This window comes from Sphingopyxis sp. 2PD, from assembly GCF_005503695.1.
GTDB lineage: Bacteria > Pseudomonadota > Alphaproteobacteria > Sphingomonadales > Sphingomonadaceae > Sphingopyxis.
The window spans coordinates 1-17,722 of sequence record NZ_SCMU01000026.1; the positions used below are offsets into that span (position 1 = coordinate 1).

The 17,722-nt window shown below is 59.7% G+C and carries 22 protein-coding genes and 1 pseudogene; 8 read left to right on the forward strand and 15 right to left on the reverse strand.

The annotated features are described in order from the left end of the window. Positions 1-987 (forward strand): prolyl oligopeptidase family serine peptidase (locus FFS18_RS14120; RefSeq protein WP_212743054.1); only part of this gene is annotated, 987 nt, incomplete at its 5' end. Here FFS18_RS14120 and FFS18_RS14125 read toward each other — a convergent pair. The 7 genes from FFS18_RS14125 to FFS18_RS17915 all read right to left on the reverse strand — a co-directional run bounded on the left by FFS18_RS14125 (position 965) and on the right by FFS18_RS17915 (position 5,831). Then, on the reverse strand, positions 965-2,743 hold the full coding sequence (locus FFS18_RS14125; RefSeq protein ID WP_082819775.1) for an asparagine synthase-related protein: 1,779 nt from the start codon (positions 2,741-2,743) through the stop codon (positions 965-967). The genes FFS18_RS14120 and FFS18_RS14125 overlap by 23 nt on opposite strands. Next, on the reverse strand, positions 2,740-3,135 hold the full coding sequence (locus FFS18_RS17630) for a lasso peptide biosynthesis B2 protein (protein ID WP_202988352.1): 396 nt from the start codon (positions 3,133-3,135) through the stop codon (positions 2,740-2,742). The genes FFS18_RS14125 and FFS18_RS17630 overlap by 4 nt, the downstream gene beginning before the upstream one ends. Before the next feature lie 312 nt (positions 3,136-3,447). Then, on the reverse strand, positions 3,448-3,585 hold the full coding sequence (locus FFS18_RS17515) for a hypothetical protein (RefSeq protein WP_160328052.1): 138 nt from the start codon (positions 3,583-3,585) through the stop codon (positions 3,448-3,450). Positions 3,586-3,723: 138 nt separating this feature from the next. Continuing rightward, a complete protein-coding gene (locus FFS18_RS14135) occupies positions 3,724-4,320 on the reverse strand; it encodes a GntR family transcriptional regulator (protein ID WP_160328053.1) in 597 nt (198 codons plus the stop codon). A 157-nt stretch (positions 4,321-4,477) separates the two neighbouring features. Beyond that, positions 4,478-4,972 carry a hypothetical protein gene (locus FFS18_RS14140; RefSeq protein WP_136173716.1) on the reverse strand — a complete coding sequence of 165 codons (495 nt, stop codon included), beginning with the start codon at positions 4,970-4,972 and terminating at the stop codon, positions 4,478-4,480. 18 nt (positions 4,973-4,990) lie between these two features. Then, complete coding sequence (locus FFS18_RS14145) at positions 4,991-5,443, reverse strand: hypothetical protein (RefSeq protein ID WP_137871337.1); 453 nt, start codon at positions 5,441-5,443, stop codon at positions 4,991-4,993. Further along, complete coding sequence (locus FFS18_RS17915) at positions 5,328-5,831, reverse strand: helix-turn-helix domain-containing protein (RefSeq protein WP_058804235.1); 504 nt, start codon at positions 5,829-5,831, stop codon at positions 5,328-5,330. Before FFS18_RS17915 ends, FFS18_RS14145 begins: the two co-directional genes overlap by 116 nt. Positions 5,832-6,086: 255 nt before the next feature. Here FFS18_RS17915 and FFS18_RS17520 point away from each other — a divergent pair, with 255 nt between their 5' ends. Beyond that, a complete protein-coding gene (locus FFS18_RS17520) occupies positions 6,087-6,275 on the forward strand; it encodes a hypothetical protein (RefSeq protein ID WP_160328055.1) in 189 nt (62 codons plus the stop codon). A 143-nt stretch (positions 6,276-6,418) separates the two neighbouring features. Here FFS18_RS17520 and FFS18_RS17760 read toward each other — a convergent pair. The 3 genes and pseudogenes from FFS18_RS17760 to FFS18_RS14170 all read right to left on the reverse strand — a co-directional run bounded on the left by FFS18_RS17760 (position 6,419) and on the right by FFS18_RS14170 (position 7,589). Further along, positions 6,419-6,799, reverse strand: a pseudogene (locus FFS18_RS17760) (PRC-barrel domain-containing protein). A gap of 118 nt (positions 6,800-6,917) precedes the next feature. Further along, entirely contained in the window at positions 6,918-7,346 is a 429-nt protein-coding gene (locus FFS18_RS14165) for a putative toxin-antitoxin system toxin component, PIN family (RefSeq protein WP_120216960.1), read from the reverse strand. 3 nt (positions 7,347-7,349) lie between these two features. Continuing rightward, positions 7,350-7,589, reverse strand: coding sequence for a ribbon-helix-helix domain-containing protein (locus tag FFS18_RS14170; RefSeq protein ID WP_058804239.1), 240 nt, complete (start codon positions 7,587-7,589; stop codon positions 7,350-7,352). Positions 7,590-7,814: 225 nt separating this feature from the next. Here FFS18_RS14170 and FFS18_RS14175 point away from each other — a divergent pair, with 225 nt between their 5' ends. Both FFS18_RS14175 and FFS18_RS14180 read left to right on the forward strand, forming a co-directional pair. Continuing rightward, positions 7,815-8,213, forward strand: coding sequence for a MarR family winged helix-turn-helix transcriptional regulator (locus FFS18_RS14175; RefSeq protein WP_082665249.1), 399 nt, complete (start codon positions 7,815-7,817; stop codon positions 8,211-8,213). A gap of 173 nt (positions 8,214-8,386) precedes the next feature. Further along, a complete protein-coding gene (locus FFS18_RS14180; protein ID WP_232014686.1) occupies positions 8,387-8,908 on the forward strand; it encodes a hypothetical protein in 522 nt (173 codons plus the stop codon). Here FFS18_RS14180 and FFS18_RS14185 read toward each other — a convergent pair. Continuing rightward, on the reverse strand, positions 8,905-12,645 hold the full coding sequence (locus tag FFS18_RS14185) for a conjugal transfer protein TraG N-terminal domain-containing protein (protein ID WP_062900423.1): 3,741 nt from the start codon (positions 12,643-12,645) through the stop codon (positions 8,905-8,907). The genes FFS18_RS14180 and FFS18_RS14185 overlap by 4 nt on opposite strands. Positions 12,646-12,650: 5 nt before the next feature. Beyond that, the gene (locus FFS18_RS14190) at positions 12,651-14,048 is read right to left on the reverse strand and encodes a conjugal transfer protein TraH (RefSeq protein WP_234178595.1); all 1,398 of its coding nucleotides are present in this window, start codon (positions 14,046-14,048) and stop codon (positions 12,651-12,653) included. A 289-nt stretch (positions 14,049-14,337) separates the two neighbouring features. On the opposite strand from FFS18_RS14190, the gene FFS18_RS14195 reads away from it, so the two are divergent. After that, on the forward strand, positions 14,338-14,532 hold the full coding sequence (locus FFS18_RS14195) for a type II toxin-antitoxin system VapB family antitoxin (RefSeq protein WP_058804243.1): 195 nt from the start codon (positions 14,338-14,340) through the stop codon (positions 14,530-14,532). Continuing rightward, positions 14,529-14,936, forward strand: coding sequence for a type II toxin-antitoxin system VapC family toxin (gene vapC / locus FFS18_RS14200; RefSeq protein ID WP_058804244.1), 408 nt, complete (start codon positions 14,529-14,531; stop codon positions 14,934-14,936). Before FFS18_RS14195 ends, vapC begins: the two co-directional genes overlap by 4 nt. A 300-nt stretch (positions 14,937-15,236) precedes the next feature. On the opposite strand, the gene FFS18_RS14210 is transcribed toward vapC, so the two are convergent. From FFS18_RS14210 to FFS18_RS14220, 3 genes are all read right to left on the reverse strand, one after another. Next, positions 15,237-15,953 carry a nucleotidyl transferase AbiEii/AbiGii toxin family protein gene (locus FFS18_RS14210; protein ID WP_052208291.1) on the reverse strand — a complete coding sequence of 239 codons (717 nt, stop codon included), beginning with the start codon at positions 15,951-15,953 and terminating at the stop codon, positions 15,237-15,239. Between the two features lie 4 nt (positions 15,954-15,957). After that, positions 15,958-16,233 (reverse strand): hypothetical protein, encoded by a 276-nt coding sequence (locus FFS18_RS14215; protein ID WP_232014685.1) that lies wholly within the window; start codon positions 16,231-16,233, stop codon positions 15,958-15,960. A 192-nt stretch (positions 16,234-16,425) separates the two neighbouring features. Next, the gene (locus FFS18_RS14220) at positions 16,426-16,986 is read right to left on the reverse strand and encodes a thioredoxin domain-containing protein (RefSeq protein WP_039575506.1); all 561 of its coding nucleotides are present in this window, start codon (positions 16,984-16,986) and stop codon (positions 16,426-16,428) included. Between the two features lie 64 nt (positions 16,987-17,050). Here FFS18_RS14220 and FFS18_RS14225 point away from each other — a divergent pair, with 64 nt between their 5' ends. Further along, the gene (locus FFS18_RS14225; RefSeq protein ID WP_039575504.1) at positions 17,051-17,302 is read left to right on the forward strand and encodes an AbrB/MazE/SpoVT family DNA-binding domain-containing protein; all 252 of its coding nucleotides are present in this window, start codon (positions 17,051-17,053) and stop codon (positions 17,300-17,302) included. Then, positions 17,299-17,709 (forward strand): type II toxin-antitoxin system VapC family toxin, encoded by a 411-nt coding sequence (locus FFS18_RS14230; RefSeq protein ID WP_054588716.1) that lies wholly within the window; start codon positions 17,299-17,301, stop codon positions 17,707-17,709. The genes FFS18_RS14225 and FFS18_RS14230 overlap by 4 nt, the downstream gene beginning before the upstream one ends. Positions 17,710-17,722: the final 13 nt, after the last annotated feature.

The following is a 17,722-nucleotide window of genomic DNA, read 5'->3' on the forward strand; positions in this document are numbered from 1 at the left end:
TCACGTAGCTTGCCGATAATCTCTTCCGGGCGATGCTTCTTGCTCGGCATTCTATATCTCCTTCGTCGTCCAAAATATCATCAATTTTGGACCACTCAGAAGGGGGCAGATCAGTCGGGAAAAATCCATCAACTTATCGAGCTCAACCCCGAATGGATCGCGCGCAGGCTCGGAACAGTGACCCGCCTGCGTTGGACCAACAAATATGGAATCGAAACGTTTGGCGATCTCGTGCTTCCACCGGACGCTCGGCACGATGAGCGTTTGCCACTTGTTGTCGTGCAGTACAGCAGTCGCGGCTTTCTCAGAGGCGGAACTGGCGACGAATATCCGATTCAGGCTATCGCGGCGAAAGGCTTTGCCGTCCTGAGTTTTGACCGTCCGCTCGACTACCGGACCGCGATGTCTCGCGCCGGCCGATCGGTATCCCGACGGCACATCGCGAACGCGTGGACCGATCGTGCGAGCGTTCACGATTCTCTTATGCGCGGAATCAAGCTGGCGGCTGACACGCACCCGATCGATGCCGACCATATCGCGATCACGGGACTCAGCGATGGCGCGTCCACCGCGACATATGCGCTAATCCATGCCGATATATTCTCGCTGGCGCTCATTAGCTCATGCTGTGAAGACCCGAGCATTTTGGAGACCGGTGTTGGGGAAGCCTATGCGAGCATTTTGCGCACGAATGAATATCCACTGCCTTGGGAACAGCACAAATCGAGTTGGAAGCGCGTCAGTCTCGCGATGAACGCAAGCCGCGTGTGCGCGAAGATTATAATTCAGAGCGCGGATCGGGAAGCGCGCCTGGCCACTGCCTCCCTTCGGGCGCTGCGGCAATTCGGCCGTGATGTGACAATGTTCATTTTCCCCGATGAGTATCATGTGAAATGGCAGCCGGTTCATCGTCAGGCCGTTTTCAGACGAACGCTCATGGAACTCGACGACTGGCGGCGATTGCCTAAGGCGCGGTGTTCAAGGTGACTTGCGGCGATGCTCTGCACCAAGCCTCGACGTCGCACAGGCGGAGAATTCGTCCCATATCATTCACGCCAAATGTCAGGTCGTCCTTCAGCTGCTGTTCGATCATGCTGCGATCAAGAATACCCGCGCCGCTGAGTAGTCCGTCCATCAGCATTTCGCGAATGAGAACTCGTCGCTCGCGCAGCATCTGCAATTGAAACTGGCCGAGGCCTCCTTTTGAGATCCGCCATGCGACTTTGGCGGGAAGATCCCGCTCCATGGCTCGGCGGGCTATGTAACGACTTCGCCCCCGGCCGACCCAAAGCCAAGTCGGTATGCGTAGGCAAGTCTCGACAAGGGGCTGCGACAATAGGGGAAATATCCCCTTCATCAAATCGGAGCGCCGATAACCATTCATGTTATAGCAGCTGTTGTATAGTCCATGAACATGTTCAACCTTTCCGGGAAGCGGTCGGTTTTTTGGCGGAGGCCACGGCAGCCCAGGTGGCGATTCATTGGATGGAAGATCTTTGGAAAGAAATGCATCATTCGCGCGCCAGTTGGCGTGGTGCTTGCCTTTCCATCCCTTCCTGATCGCCTTCCAGCCGAGATCCCACGCGTTGCACTGATTTGCACGCGCCACCTCAAAGACGGTTCGTGCAAAATTTGGACTCGGACCTTTCGCTCGAAGGGTGTCCGCCGCGGGTCCGGAACTCTGCAGATGGCAGAATACGGCGTCGCCGCCCTGACCGTTGACAAATGTGTCGATCGACCGGTCCGTTGCCATTTCGAGGGAGATGCGATCGGTTTCTTGAACAAAGGACCGCGAGTGGGGTCGGGGCAAGTGCGGCCGCGCCGAATGAAGAAGATCTGGTCTTCGATGATCAGGCGCACCCTCGTCCAGGGAGATATGTAAGTGGCTGGCTACGCTTCTTGCAAAATTCCTCTCGTCCCCATCGTTTCCTTCGCTGAACATCGTGATCGCGTGAATTTCACGCCCAGCAGTGGCGGACCCCGCCGCGATTATCGACGAATCCAAGCCCCCTGAAAGATCGAGGGCGTAAAACCGTCCGCGCGGCATCTGCGCTCCGATGCAGCGAAGAATTTCCCGGCGAACAAGTTCCATGGCTTCATCTGGATCGGTGATCAGGACGTCGGGATTGGTGAACTTCCAAGGGTCCCAGTGAAAACTGGCCTCAAGCGCCCGTGGGGCTTCAAACTTGATCGATTCTCCACACCTGATCTCGGAAACTCCGGAGAGGCATGTGGATGACATGCTGAGATTATCCCAAATCAGATGTCTGGCGACTGATTCCCAGTTTATCGACGGCGGGCGCCTTGCCATTTCCAGCAATAGCCTTGTGTCCGAGGCAACAACGAGGACTCCGCCCTCGACTATGTAATAGGCATTGATGCTACAGAATGGGGATCGTTCGCAGGTGATCACGCCGTTGGGCAAACTGGCCAGGACGATATAGGAACCCCAATATTCATTGTTCAAATGGCCGCCTCGATACGCCGCCGTGACACGCGCCCCTTCGTCGATGTTCTTTCCAAATGCGCGCGACGGGACATGCCGGCAGAAGACGTCGCCAACGACGACGCCAGTGCCATCGGTGAGGTGGTTGATTTCCAACCCGCTGTCGGAATAGACAACAAGGCGTTCGTCACGATGGGTCACGCTCAGCCCCGACTGATGAGCTATTTCATCCAAATGTAGGTCGAGGGCGCATGGGACCTGGGTCGGCGAGCTGACGGCTAAGAATCTGCCGATCATCGCACTGCTCTGATAGGTTCGAAGGGGCCGACCATTTCGATCGTATCGTTGAGGATGAGGTCATCATCCTGAAGCCAGCAATGGGCTTCGAATGGATGAAGCCGAACACCGAAAACCAGTGTGCTCTCATACCCGTTTTGGGCCAAAAGATGCTGAAGGCCGATTGAACGGAGCAGGCAGCGATCCCTCCTGATCGCAAACCGTTCTACATATTCGAATGCTGATATCAGACCGCTGCGGTTTGACGCCGGAGGGCCTTCTGTCTGGGCGATCATGTTATTGCGTTGCACCCACCACAGCAATTCATCGAATCCGCGCAGTGCAATGGTGAATCGTGCGCTGGCGAGAGATCTGAATGCCGATGCAATTTGCCGGCCGGATGGCGAACGCATATCGAATTCCGCGGAATGTTCACGAGCTGGGCGAGTAATTGCGCAGCAGGAACTACGGGCTCCTTCCGCATTGGAGTTCAACCAGTGGCGATCCTCAATCAGGCGCCGAAGGCTCGGTTGCAGTGAATCAACGTCTCCTCTTCCGAGGGCAGACGCAGCCTCCTTTTCCAAGCGTGAATATCGATTTGCGAGGACATCCAGAAAGACGACCTGACCATCGATTTCGCAGCTCGAAACCCACGAAGGAAGCATGAGTGACGCCTTGGCGGAAAAAGCCGGCCGGGAATTTATCCATTCCCGGCCGGCCATTGATCAGTCGACGACGATGCCGAGCGGCTGGCGCGGCTGCACACCGTCCGGCGCGATGTTTTCGTTCGACCCGTGGGTCTCTTCGGTGACGGTGCCGAGGTCGATCAGTTCAGCGTCGCGATAGTTCGGTTCCTTGTCCATGATAGTCTCCTTTCCCGCCGCACAAATGCGACACCGAAAGAATCCCAGTTTCAGAGGATATATCCAAACATATATGTTCTGAATCTGAAGCTATATATGGAAGGGGCGAACCCCGGTATCGGCATTCTTGAGGCCGCCCTAGGTAAGTCCACTCATGATTTCAGGAAGATTACGGATACGGCGTCGATGATATGCGACTACCGATCGCCTGATTGACTGCCTGTTTCCGCGTTCAATCTTCCCGAGCAAAGCATCGAATTCGCGGCGCAAACCGCTCAATTTACGCTCTTCGGCGCGCCGGATCCGACGCATTCGATCGTTGAGATTCCGGACCAAATGCATGAAAAAGACGTTCTGGGTCACCTGGGAGATCGAGTCGAAGAGTAGTTCAATCGGCGGCGGCGCGCCGAGCTCGTCCTGTTGATTAAAGTCATGGGAAACAAGGAGACTGCTCCGGCACGAGGCGGCTGTGAGCATTACATATTGGCTCAGAATATAGAGGTGGCGAGCCGCATTCTCGTCGAGCGACGGTATTTCAAATCCGCCAGTTACCGGCATGTCGAGTAAAGCTTCGCCGACGAGCCGCAACATCGCCTCGCGGACCGGAGTCGCGCTCATTCCATATCGATCAGCTAGTTGTCCGATATTGATTCGCCCAGACGCGATACGACCTTCAATGAGATCGAGTTTAAGGCTGGTGTAGGCTCTTTGGCTAAGCCCGTGATCTGCGCTCATCTTCATACACTCCGAGTTCGAGCGCCCGTGCGCCAGTCGCGGACATGACCGATGCTTAGTGGAGTCTCGGACTGAGCATTGTGGTCAATCCCGGCGTGGAATGGTCGCCACAGAGCCCCTCCACGGTTCGCGCGTCGGCGACGATGCGACGAATCAGTCAGGAACGCGGGGCGGGTGTGATCGTCTTCGCGCGCGAAGATGCGGCGCGATGTCGCTGATGAGTCCAAGCATATTCCTGGAGCCCGTCACGTGTCCTGCGGTGATGTCGCCGTGTCCCAATGGCGAGGATTGCGACCATTGGATAGGCGATCTTACCTACGATCCACCAATAGGCGACGGGCAAGATCTCGGGATTGTATGCCGTGACGCCGTGTGCCGCGACCGCAACCAACTGAAAGGCTGCCAGCCAGATCGGCCAGAATCTGTCTGCCGCCCCGGCGATTGCCGAAAGCGCCAGCAGGAGCCCGAAATCGATAAGTAACATTTCCCATTCGACGTCGCGATAGGATGGATTGCTTAGTCCGGCCCAAAAAGTTCCCATCGTGGCGATGACCATGCAGATCGACGCAGTCCTTTCCGGGGCTCCGCCTCGCCACTGCGCATAGGCAGAGACGAGGAAGAGCAGGATCATGAATGCCACAATGACGATCACGAGCAGCGGCCCCCTTGGTCAGGCGGCCAATTCAAGGGGCGTCGCGCCGCGCGCGCTTGGGCGCTTGACGACATCCCCGAAAGCTTCAGGATCAATGCCCTGCTTTTGTGCCAGCACTTCAAGCTGTCGATGACCTTCGGCCATGTAACCGAGCGCTCCGGTAACCGAGAGCTGCGCGTTGGTCAGGGCCGACAATATCTGATGTCCGACCAGCGGCGAAAGATTTTGGTGCGTCTGCGCGTCGATTGCCGCAGTGGCGAGCCGCCCGCCTTCCGCGAAAATCTGCTGCAGCAGTTTTTCGTAGCCGAACAGCGATTCGGTCAGATGCTTGATGCGCTCTTCATCGTCGGACCTTCTATCCGAGAAGCCGGGAGAGGACGTCGAGTCCGACGGCGAGCATGCCGAAGCCGACTGCAAGCGCGATCGCAAGGAAGACGAGCCAGAAGTAACGGAGGTACGGGTCGAGGTCATTTGCAGATACTCCCATGGTTCGTAGAGGAAGCAACCTGACCCAGGAGGTGGGCGGTGGTTCCGCCTTCTCCGGTGGCTCATCGGCCTGGCCGGTGCCTACCCCCGTATTCTCCAACTGCATTTTGCGGGGGGTCATCGCGGCGTCTTCGAAGGCGTGGAAAAGTTCCGCTGCGTGCCGGCGATTGCGGGCGCGCAAAATGGCGACAGCCTCGCTGATGTAAGTGTCGACGGTGCCGACGCCCAGACCCAATTCGAGGGCGATTTCCTTGGAGGTCTTGAGCCGATAGACATGGCGGAGGCACTCGCGTTGGCGCGGGGCCAAGCGTTCGCAGAGAGCGATGCTCGGCTCTTTTACATCACTAGCAGACAAGTGCGCGCTGCTTGCCATCAATGGACGGCAAGTCCCTTACGCTATCTAAAACAGCACCTCTTTTTCTCGACCCGAGCATTGCTTTCCGACGGATTCTGCAAGCGGCTCCCCGTGCATTCCGTCAACAGAGCCGGTTCCCGACTCTCTCTGAATTTCAACTTAACACGGGAGTAGGCGGACCGGAATTTTCAGGCAACCCTTGGCAACGATTTGCTTTTCTTCACCGAGTATCTCGTATGGGTGCTCTGCGATAAGGTCCGGTTAGTGAAAATCATGGCTGCGGATACGGAGGATTTCATCTTGTTCGGGGGTCGTCCGAACGGCCGTGACGCCGATGTGCGCCCGCGCGGCGCCCATGTCGGATCGCGCGGATCGGGGCCGCCGCCATTCTTCGCCCCGTCACCGCGGCCCGGCGCGACCGTGAAATCCATCCGTGCGATCGACCGCAGCATTTCGTCGTGATCATTGATGCGGTCGCAGATGATATGCATCGCCGGCGGCAGGCGGTCGGCGGATTGCCGCTCGTGCTGCCGCGCAGGGACAGTCCGCGCCGATGAGGCAGCCCTCCGATGCGGTTACCTCGCATCCGAATCCTGCGCCGGAAACTAGAACGGATAATTGATCCCGCGACCATAGTCGTGATCAAAGGTCGGCTTGCTATCGGCGCCATAGCGCGGCGCCTGTTCGAGAACCTTCTTGTCGAGATCGACGACATAGCCGCCCTGTTCGGTGTCGTAAGTCAGGACGTCCCAGGGCAGCGGATAATAGTCGCTGCCAAGACCGAATAGACCGCCGAACTGGAGGACCGCATATTCGACGCGACCTTAGCGCTTGGTGACCATGAAATTGTAGATCGGTCCGAGCTTCTCGCGGTCGCGGTCGCGGTCGAGTCCCGCCTGGCGCTTCGCAATCGCCCAGCGCCTCTGCTTGCGCCGAGTTTCCTTAGGCTCCCCAGTCGACCACGCGAGCGATAGCGAACTCGGCATCGTCACGGGCTCTGCGTCGATGAAGTCAAAGCGGCCCTTTGCCGTGCTCTCACAGTTTCGGCCGATGAGATGGAGTCGTCTCGGCTGAAGGGACGCCGGCTCTGGCGCCGACGAGGCGCTAGATATCAGGCTCGGTTCCTGTGATCAGCCTCAGGCATTCCCGAACCGTGATAATCCGCGCCCCGCCGTGGCGCCCGAGACTCAACAAGTCGGCCTTATCGCCGGTGATCAAAAGTTCGGCCATCCCGGCCTCAATCGTCGCCAGAAGATAGTTGTCCCAGGGATCCGGGCTGACGGACACGTCGGGCAGATTCTCTATAACAATGGCGCTGCCCTTGAGTTCATTGACGAGTCTGCCGACAACGGCTGGATTCAAGCGAGCCCGCAGTTTGGGATAGCGCGTACCGCGCCGAATTTCCTCTAGCTGTTCAGCAGAGGTGATTAAGGTGATCTTGCCTTGGCACCACAAGGCAATCAGGTGAAAGGGAAGCGACCGCCCGTGCAAATGGGCGCTGACAAGCACATTGGTGTCGATGACAACGCGCATTGATCAGTTCCGACGCGCATCCGCAATCGCTTCATCGATCAACTGGCTCATCTCTTCCGGCGAGACGTCATCGAAACCGGCGCGGGCCTCGGCGAGCGTAAGATCGAGCAGGCGCCATTTCACGGACTCTTCAATGAAGCGCGATAGGTCGCCCTTTTTCATTCCGCGCTGAGCTAGGTATGTGCGGACATCAATGTCGGTTTCGGGCGCGACATTGACGGTCCAGCGCGTCGCACCACCCATAATCAAAAACTCCTCATGGACGCCTATGCGGATAAGCGCTGACCATCTTTTACGCCAAGATTCGATTCCGACATATGCGCTGGATCGACTTTACCACAGGGGGGCTCGATTTTAGCCTACCCGATTTTCGAGCCTCTGCACGGAACACAATAGATCGCAGCATCCACCTCGGCGCCGGACGTTCCGGCTCTCCACGTCAAACTGACGCGAGGCGCAAACGGACGCATGGCGACGCGGATCGAACAAGATGATCCACCGTTCGATGTCGAAGCTCGACGACTTGGCCTTTGCCGTGAACTACTTGTCGAACGGCAGATCATTGCGCGGTACCTCAAGAAGCAAGACTGGAGCCATGCGGGCTGGATCATGCTACTGGAACTCTATGTCGCGGATACGGTCGGTAAAGGGCTGCCGGTTTCAAGCCTAGGATATGCGAGTGGCGTTTCGGTTCCGACGGCGACGCGGCAGACAACTGAGATGGAATCGCGGAAACTTGTGGCTCGCGAGCGCGATCCTCACGACGGGCGCCGAACGAACATCGCCCTGACCGCTCGCGGTCGAGCGACCCTGCGGTGCATTCTAGACGACTATGCGAAGTCCCGGGCGAATGTGCCGCTCCGATAGAATCTGATTGGCCGCCGCGTTCTCGATCGTCCAGAACACAATCTATCATACCTAAGCGAGGGACGGGGAATCCGGCCTCAAGTCCAAGGGAGGAGGAGGGAAGCTGACGTTGGTGTGAAGTTGCAAATGGGAACAGGAGATGGCTGGATGCTCACCGGATCAGGGAAGGCAATATGTCCATTTCCGGAAACTCTTTCGATTCCTTCAATCGGCATCTTCTGATAGGCTGCCGACCGAGAAAACCCATGCAGGCGAGCCAACCTTCCAACGTATCAACAGCCGAGACCGCGCGGCCGCCCGTTGCGCGCAATTGGCTCTGGAAGCCTTGGTACGCGAAGCTCTGGTGGGCGGCGATCCCGGTCTACTGGACAGGCGCGGTGGCCTCGCTGAAGGTCCCGGCACTGGCGGAGTTCTACACCAGCGCTCTCGCAGGCTATCTCAACATGCTGTTCTTTCCGCCGACGGCACTACTGGTGCTTGGTTTCGGGTTCGTCAAAGCTTGGCTCGACAGGCCGCTATCTGGCGAGCCTCTCTCGGACGAGGAAATCGGCGAACTCGAGCAGATGAGGATGGAGGACGAGCACTGGGAGCGTCTTGGGCGACCTCATTGGTCGGTCGACATCTATGATCCGCGCTCCGGCGGACTATATATCGGCAACCCACTCAGCCTTCAGCACCCTGGACGTCGAGATTAGCGCTTCTTGTAGCTGCTATCTCCGTCGAATGGACCATTTGCTAGGTCGGTCGAAAATCGGCCACTGCTCAAGATCGAGGATTGTTCGAGCGACGTCATCGGTCCAGTAATATCGGCGGTTCCACGTGCGGAATCGGCTTGCCCAAGGTAGCGATTTCGCAGCCCCTCGGGGCCAAGCACCTGACGGTTCAGCTCGCTCGTAAATGTCATTTCAGGGTTTGCAGAGCGCGCAGCCGCCCGCTCTGCGGCGGATATCGCCTCGCGTACATCATAGTTTACGATATCGAGCGAGGCCCGAGCTGTCTCGTTACTCGTGCCCATGTCGCTGCTGCTATATCCCAAGCTCCCGCCGACGCTCCCTGACGTTGCTGTCTGTGATCGTTCCTTACCCTTGGCCGGACCACCACGCGACGCATAGTCACTGCTTTGGGCACTTGCGCCGACATTGCCGCCAACCGCAGTTCCCATTGAGATTTGGTCTTGCGCCGAGCGAGATATAGCCCGCTGCCATCCCGTCTGGGCCATGATCGCCGACACGTCGCGTTGAAGCGTATCCGCAACCTGCGGATTGAGCCGCCACTCGCCGTTGCGGTCCATTTCGAAGCCACCGCGCAGCCAGTTCGCCATCATCGCCTGACCCTCGGGTCCGCTGCTTAGCATGTTTTCGATGGTATCGGGTCCGGCTTGCTTGCCGGCCTCATATTTGGTGCTGGTGTCGCTGCGTGCGGACTGCGTGAACCCGGTGCTGCTCGACACGAGCAGGTCGTTGTCCGCGAAGCTGAACCGGGCGCGGCCTCCCTCGGCGATCGTGCCATATTGGCTGTCGTTGATGAGGCCTGCGGCGCGGAGCTGCCGCGCGACGTCGGGCGAGACATTGAGATTGAGATCGCCATTCTGCGCCATGGCGAGCTCGCGCTTGGTCATGTTGATGCCCTCGCTGCGCAGCAGCCCCTGCATGCGTGTCAACCGCTCATTGTCCACGATCCGCGTCAGCCGCTCGTTGCGCGCACGATCGGCAATTCCGGCCGCGCCACCCTCGGCCATGTCGACCTGGTTGCCCGCCGTGCGGCTCAGTGCCTGGATGAAGGCGTCGAGCCGGGCCGCCTCGCGCGTCGATACGCCGGCAGCCGCCGCACCTTCCGCAAACCCGAAATTATCGCTCTGCCGTCGCTGCTCGCCGATGCGCGCGGCGCCGCGCACGCCATCGTGGCCGACTTCGCGCTGGGCATCGAGCTTGCCCGAGCGCTCGGCAAAATCGTAACCAGCGGCCTCGCGCGTGCGGCCATAGACGCTCGTGCCTTCGCGTGCCGCCTCGGCGGTCGCGCCGTCGGCGGTGCCGAGCTGGACCGAGGCGTTATAGGTTTCCAGCGCACGCATGACCTGCGCCTCATTGCGGCCCGTCGCGCGGGAGAGGGAGGTAATCGCCGACGAGCGCGCCTCGCCCGAGAGGGTGTTGATGAAGCCGATGCGGCGCGAGGTTTCGTCGATGGAGAGGCCGAGCATCGACGCGGAATTGCGCTGCCCCTCGTTGTTCCCGGTGCGCCACGCCTGCTCGGTCGCGACGTTGCGGCGTTCGATCCCCGCGACATTGTCGCCCGCATAGTCGCGTCGGCCTTCCATAGCGCCGACGTTGACCTGCGCAGCCGTGAGATCGTTCCGCAGCATTGCCTCCTGGTCGTACGTGTTGGCGATCAACTTCGCGAAGGTCGGGTCGGCCGATGCCTGCGCGATCACGGTCGAGGCCTTCAGCGCAGCGTCTTTCTGATCATAGCCATTGCGCTCGAAATGCCGCTGCGCGCCCCGCATCATCATGTCGTAGGCGCGCGTATCGCCGAAGGCTTTCCACTGCACCATGTTCTGCGCGAAGCCGGCGAAGGCGCGTTCGCCCGCCTGGCCCGGCCCAAAATAGCTCGTGCCGAGACTACGTAGCGCGTCCTTCTCGGCGAAATTGTGGATCGCCGACGTCGTCGCATTGGCGCGCACCGCTGCGGCCGTCGCGGGATGAGTGAGGTCGCGGCCGACGAGGGCAGGGGCGAGCCCCCCGAGCTCGCGTGCGGCGTCCGTGACGCCGAGCCCGAAGCCGGTCGCTCCCGGCGCGCCAGGCGTGCGATCGCTGAGATAGCCACCTGCGGCGCCGAAGGCGCGATTGGTACCGAAGGTAGACCGCTCTCCGAAGTCGCCGAAGCTCGACGCCGCACTGCGCCGTGCGGTCGTGCCGGTCGCCGAGGCCTGCGCCTCGAGCGCCTGCGCGCGGCCTTCATGCGTCATGATCGGGGTGGCGGCCGCGGTGCCCTGGCCCTGCACGCCGAGCGCGCCGCTGGTGAAGGAGGTGAACACATTGCCCGAGAAGCGGAACACGGTGAAGACAAAGGCGCCGGCCAGCCCGGCGGCCGCGGTGCGAAAGCTTCCGAAGATTGCGAGCGCCTTCATCGCCGAACCTGGCGCCAGCATCCAGGCGTTCGCCGCGACATGGTTCGAGCGCATCTCGGCAAGCACGTCCATCGCGCGGCCGAGCGTGAGCTGGTAGATTCCGGCATCGATCACGCCCCACATGGCGACGAAGACGAAGAGGCCAAGCGCGAAGCTCGCGACGCGCAGGTTGATCGGGGTCAGGATGAAGAGCAGCGCGATCGGCATCATGAACAGCATGATGCCGAAGACAGTGGCGCGGATCGTCGGCATCCATTCGTTCGCCGTCGACATGGTGGCGAGACCGCTCGAGACGACGGCACGGTTCGCCATGACGCGCGCGGCGGTCGCAGGGCTATCTTCGAACAGCACGTCGCCGACGGCGTTGCCGAGGTTGATGTTCGTCATCAGCTGCTGGAGCGTCAGCGGCGTCGCGAGCATCTTGTCACCGAGCGCTCCGAGGTTCGACCGGCAGCGCTGGAGCTGAGCCGCGTTCGAGACGTCATAGCCGGTGCGCTCGCAGACCTGTTGACTGTAACCGTGGAACAGCGACGGATCGGAAAGCCGGTCCGAGATATGCGTCCAAGTCTCGGTGCAGCTCACCGTTGTTCCGCCCTTGTCGGTGGCAGTGAAGACGGTGCTGAAGGTCGCCGGCCCAGACATCGCGGCAAAAGCCGCGGGAAGATCGTTCGTGGTACGAAAGAGTTGATCGTCGTCGATGCCATAGGCGGGAGAGACGCGCGCGACGGGATAGCATTGCCGGACATAATCCTTGATCGTTGCATCGAGGAAGGTGTCGGTCATCGGCCCTCGCGGGCTAACAGCGTTCAGGAACAAGTCAAAGCTGTGACCACCCGCACCGAACTCGAGCTTGGCATTGGGGTCGATCGTATTATCGTCGATCGTCTCGGCGATCGCCCGCTCCATCATATTGGTGACGCCCGCGACGAGAACGATCAGGTTCGGGACGTCGCCAACGGGCTGATAGGCGTTGCGGACCCGGTCGTAGACATGGACGGTGCCCGTGGTCGCAACCATGCCGACGAAAAGCCCGATGCCGACGAGCGTCTGAAAGCCGAAAGCGACGATCCCCATGCCGTTGCCGCGCACGCTCGCGAGTAGCGCGCCGAGCGCGATCCCGGCGACCGCGACGATGAGCACCAGCGTTTCGTAGCGCGGATCGGCAAAGATCATCGAGACGAGCCGGAACGCGTCGACGGTCTCGTTGAACCCGTCATAGGTGTGGAAGCTGGTTTCGAGCGCTAGCGCAGCGGTCGGCACGGTGGCGGCGAGGGCGGCGATCAGCGCGGAAAGGAATCGGGAGCACATCGCGATCAGCGATTGCGGTTAGCGGCGGCACCGGCGGCGTCGCGCGCGTCGCGGTCGCGCTGGCGGACGAGCCCGGCATAGTTCGCCGAGAGGTTGGCCTGGTTCAGCGCCGCCATATAGGACTGGCGCATCTGCGCGCGCTGGCGCAGCACTTCCTCGCGAAGATCGCGCAGCTGCTCTATCCCCTTGGTGAGGATGCGCGTCTGGCAGATATTGGCATTGCCTGCGTCGGCGGCACCGGCGGCCGACGTGCCGCGCTCGGCATTCGACAGCGCGAAATCGATGCTGCGAGTGAGATCATTGAGCATCTGGTAGGCGAGGGTCAGGGCGACCAGTTCGTCGGTATCGCCGATCACGGCATCCTCGACGCCTTCGCGCACGCCCCATTCGAGCATCCGGTAGATGGGGAGCGTCTTCACATTGGCGACGAACTGGCGCTCTTCGGCAGTCAGCGCGGCGCGGGTGCGGATCTTGGTCGCGATCGTCTGCATCCGTTCACGCGCGAGGACGAGCGCGCCGCGGCCCGGCCCGTCAGTCGCGCAGTCAGCGCTGGTCGGCGGGACGTTGAGCGACCGGGCCTGGACACGTCCGGTCAGGAAATCCTCGACGCCTTCGGTGTCCTGACGCGGGCAGGCAGGGATGGCCGAAAAGAGCGGCACCTTGTCGGTCGCGTCCCAACGCATGTAAACATCGCCGACCCGCGCACGCATCACGCTGGTCCATTCGCTGGCGCCGACGCGCGCGGCGGCGTGCGCGAGCAGCGAGCCGGTGCGGAAGATGTCGGTGACCTCGCGCGGGCAGTTGGCGAGCGCTTCCTTCAGATCCTCGGTCGGATTATTATTGTTCGCCTCAATCTTCTCGCGGCTTTGCTGATAACTTTTCGCATAACCCTGCTTGATCGAGCGATAGCCGGTCATCTCCTCGATGATCCCCGACATATTGTCGTCTCCTCGAGCGATCTGAACCATGCGGTTCGCAAGGCGGCAGTCGTTGACCTGGATCGAGTTCAGGAAGTTGGTCGCCGCCTCCATCTTCGAGATGATGTTGCCCATCTTCTCGTCGAGGGTTTCGAGGAGATACTGGAAGGCGACGGCGGGCGCGGCCTGCAGGATGCTCTCGAGCTTCTGGACGAGATAGTCGGGATCGAGAAACGACATGCCGCCGAGGAACATGTCGATGCCACCGCAGCCCGCGCGCACCTTGGGCAGCGTCACGCTCATCAGATAGTCGTTGTGGACGTCGACGCGGCCCGAGAAGCCGCCCGCGGTCACATAACCGCGCGCCTGGTCCTCGAAACTGCCGGGCGACGTGTAGGTCACATTGTCGAACCAATGCTCGGCCCAGCTTTGGGCATAGGCTCCCGGCGCGCCGGCTCCGCAGGTTGACAGGATGAGGGCGATCATAATGGCGCGGCGGCCGCCAAGCGAGGACATCAGCGTTCTTTCTCAGGGGCGGGATGTGGCAGGCTGAACCCGCTCAGGGTCGCTTGTGTTGACCTCTCGCGACAAGGGCAGAGGCACGTACGCGCCTCTCAGAGGCAAGGTCCTTCCGCCAATATGTCCCACGCGAAATGGGCCACTGCCATGTCGATCATCGCCTCGTCCCATGTTTCAGGGTCGGCAAGATGCCGTGATGGATTGCAAACGCTTTCAAAGGTTCGTATGTGTATGATCTAAGAAAAGGATACACATCATGCGGACCAACATCGTCATCGACGATAATCTTATGAGCGAAGCTCTCCGGGCAACGGGCCTCAAGACAAAGCGTGAGGCCGTTGAGCTCGGCTTGCGGACGTTGCTTCGGCTTCGCAAACAGGACGAGATTCGGAAGTTTCGGGGTAAGCTCGCTTGGACGGGCGATCTTGATGCCATGAGAACCGACGGGTGATCCTCGTCGATTCCAGCGTCTGGATCGATTATTTCCGGGGCGATGCCACACCGCAGACGGAACGATTAGACGCATTGCTAGGCGCCGAGCCACTGCTGACCGGCGACATCATTCTGGCTGAAGTCCTGCAGGGTTTCACCAGCGACCGCGACTTCAACGTCGGGCTGAGATTGATGGGGTCTCTCGACCAGATCGATATCGGAGGTCGCGATATCGCGATCCAGGCGGCCCGAAACTTTCGGGCACTACGCGGCAAAGGGGCCACTATTCGCAAGACCATCGATACGCTTATCGCCACCCGTTGCATAGAAGACGGGTTAGCACTGCTCTACAGCGACCGCGATTTTGATCCTTTCGTGGAACATCTCGGACTCTCGTCGGCCATGTCGGACGCACGCCGATGATGTGATCCCTGCAAATCTGGATCGTAGCTCCAGATTTGCAGGGATAAGTCGTTGCTCGATTTCGCTTCTTCGCCCTGAACGGATATCCAACCGGAATAAGCTCGAAGTTATGGCTTTGCTCGGCGTTGCGGTGAGATGTCCGGCCCTTGAGCAACAATTCCCGTGAATTTCGAAAACGCCCGGACCCCGGCTTGCAGGGCGCATGCCGGTCAGTATCTTTACGGCGAGATATAAATTGCGCGCGATATTGGGCGCATGATTCGGTGCCAACGGCAATCGGAATGATCCGGTTCGTATCGTTCACCGGTCGGACTCATGCGGCCGGGTATCCGGATTCAGGATAGGCTGTTTCGCTGAAGCTCGTCCGATCAGGTCTCGACTGATTTCTCGGGAGTGGGCAACGAGATTGCGCGTCTTTTCGCGAAGCATGAGCTGGCCAATAATCCCTTCAACATAGGCGGGATTCGTTTTGTTGATGACTGCCAGAGCCGTTTCGCACCTCGCGCGGCCGCAATGCTCAATAGCCCCGACTACATAGTCGGGTCCAAAATGCTCGGCGACCGCTGCAAGGTCGAACATATCGCGCGGCTGGAAACTCCAACCGCGATAGAAGACCTTTTTAGCGATGATTTCCGCTGGCGTTTCAAGCGCGATGGCGTGACCTTGAACGTCGTGCGCTCGTGTTGGATCTGGAATGATGCTGTCGCAGCAGATGAAATCAATTTCGCCCAGATCGTGATAAGCAAGCTTCAGCATATCGGTGCCTGCCTGATAGCTGTCAGGAGCGTGATCGAGTTTGATGCCTTGCGTTTCCGGATTGAGAAATGGGAGGATTTGTGGATCGTCCAGAAACAGGTCGATGTCGTGACTTTCACGATGATCGATCTGCAGCATCAGTGCGGTTCCGCCGCCGAAGCTCCACTGAGGCGCGAAGCCGTTCGCCTTCCTGAAATGGTCAAGAATATCTACGGCGAGATTGAAAAGGACCGGCCATTCGCTCGGCCGCTTTGCAGACACGGCGTCAGGCCGCCAGCAGTAGCGTGTAGCCCGAAAGTTCGGAGATTTTATCGGCGACTTGGCTCGCTTGACTTGCGTCTACGCCCATCGCTGCCATGAACTGTTCCTGGACGTTCAGCGGCACTTCGGAGAAGAAAGCGAAAACCGGCGCGTTGCAGTCAATCGCGCTCTTCAAGTCGACGATCATGGCAGCAAGCTGATGTGCGGAAACGGCCGCCCCATAAGGGGCGTTCACCGTCGTCAGCACTTGAGTTACAGCGTTTGCCATCATTCCACTCATAACACGATCCTGTTTGGATCGTTGTTTTCATATAGTCGCGAGCGGTTATCAAAACAAGAATCTCGCTCAGGTCGCGTCCTACGCCCGACGCGAGGCAATAATGACAAGACCAGATTCAGCTTATGAAGCATGCATCATGGCTTTGATGTTTCAAGCAGATTCCGCGCCAGAGCTAAGAAAGTTCCGTCCGGCTTATCGCGACGGGCCCCCAACGATTCCAGTGAATTTCGAGAGTGCGCGGACGCCTACCGCTGGGCGAACGCCCGTCAGCATCTTCGCGGCGAGATAGAGGTTGCGCGCTAAATTGGGCGCATGATCGGTCCCGACGGCGATTGGAATGATCCGGTTCGTATCGTTCATCGGACGCACCCATGCGACCGGATGCCCGATCCAGGGCAAGCCGAGCCGGCCCGATCGCAGCATCGCTTCCTGCGCGGAAATGGCGCGGACCTGCCAGCCATATCGCCTTCCCAGACTTCCGAGCTTGGTCCAGAGATCGGCGCAGGGAACGCAGCCGGGCGCGGTGCTCATCTCGACGACGAAGGCCGAACTGCGTCCGCGCAGTTCCTCGGTAAAGTCCGGCGGGAAAGCGCGCGTCACCGGAACGCGCGAGAGCCAGTGGTTCATCGCCGCAGTTGTTCCGACCGGATGGATCGCGGCGCGCGCTGCATCCTCGCGGCTGACAGTCTGCGCCATGCCGGGCGAAATGACTAGGATGCTCATGCTCAGCGCGCTTGCACATCGCGCCAACATACTGAACTCGCCTTGCAGGTAAGGGGATTTGCTCTTACCTTGTGCTATTGAAAGGACTCGCCACATGAACGCTGTTACCATTACCGCGAAAGGGCAGGTCACGCTGCGGAAGGAATTGCTCAGGCATCTCGGCGTCCATCCAGGCGACAAGATCAGCTTTGACAAACTCCCCGGCGGTGAAATCAAGATTCGGGCCATCAGGCCTTCCGGAAAGATTGAGGATTTCTTCGGGTCACTCAAGCGGGAAGGCCAGCGGCCCATCTCGATCGAGGAGATGAATGAGGCCATTGAAAAGGGCTGGGCCGGACAGCTGTGAAAATTACTGCCGACACCAATATCCTCGTCCGATCCGCAACGCTGGACGATCCCGTTCAAAGCCCCTTGGCAAAAAAGCTCCTGAAGGAAGCAGAACTTGTTGCTGTGACGCTTCCGGCCTTGTGCGAGTTCTGCTGGGTGCTCAGAAAAGTGTATCGCTATGAGGCGGCAAGGGTCGCTGCATCGGTCAGATTGCTTATCGACGCCGGCAATGTCGCAGCGGACCGACAGGCTGTTGAAGCGGGGCTTGCAATACTGGAGCAAGGTGGAGACTTCGCTGATGGGGTCATCGCCCACGATGGCCAATGGCTGGGAGGCGAGACCTTCGTGAGCTTCGATCGAGGCGCTGTTGGCCTTCTGGCAAAGCATGGGCAATCTGCGATGAACCCCGATCAATCGAAAGCTTGATCCAACTGCGCTG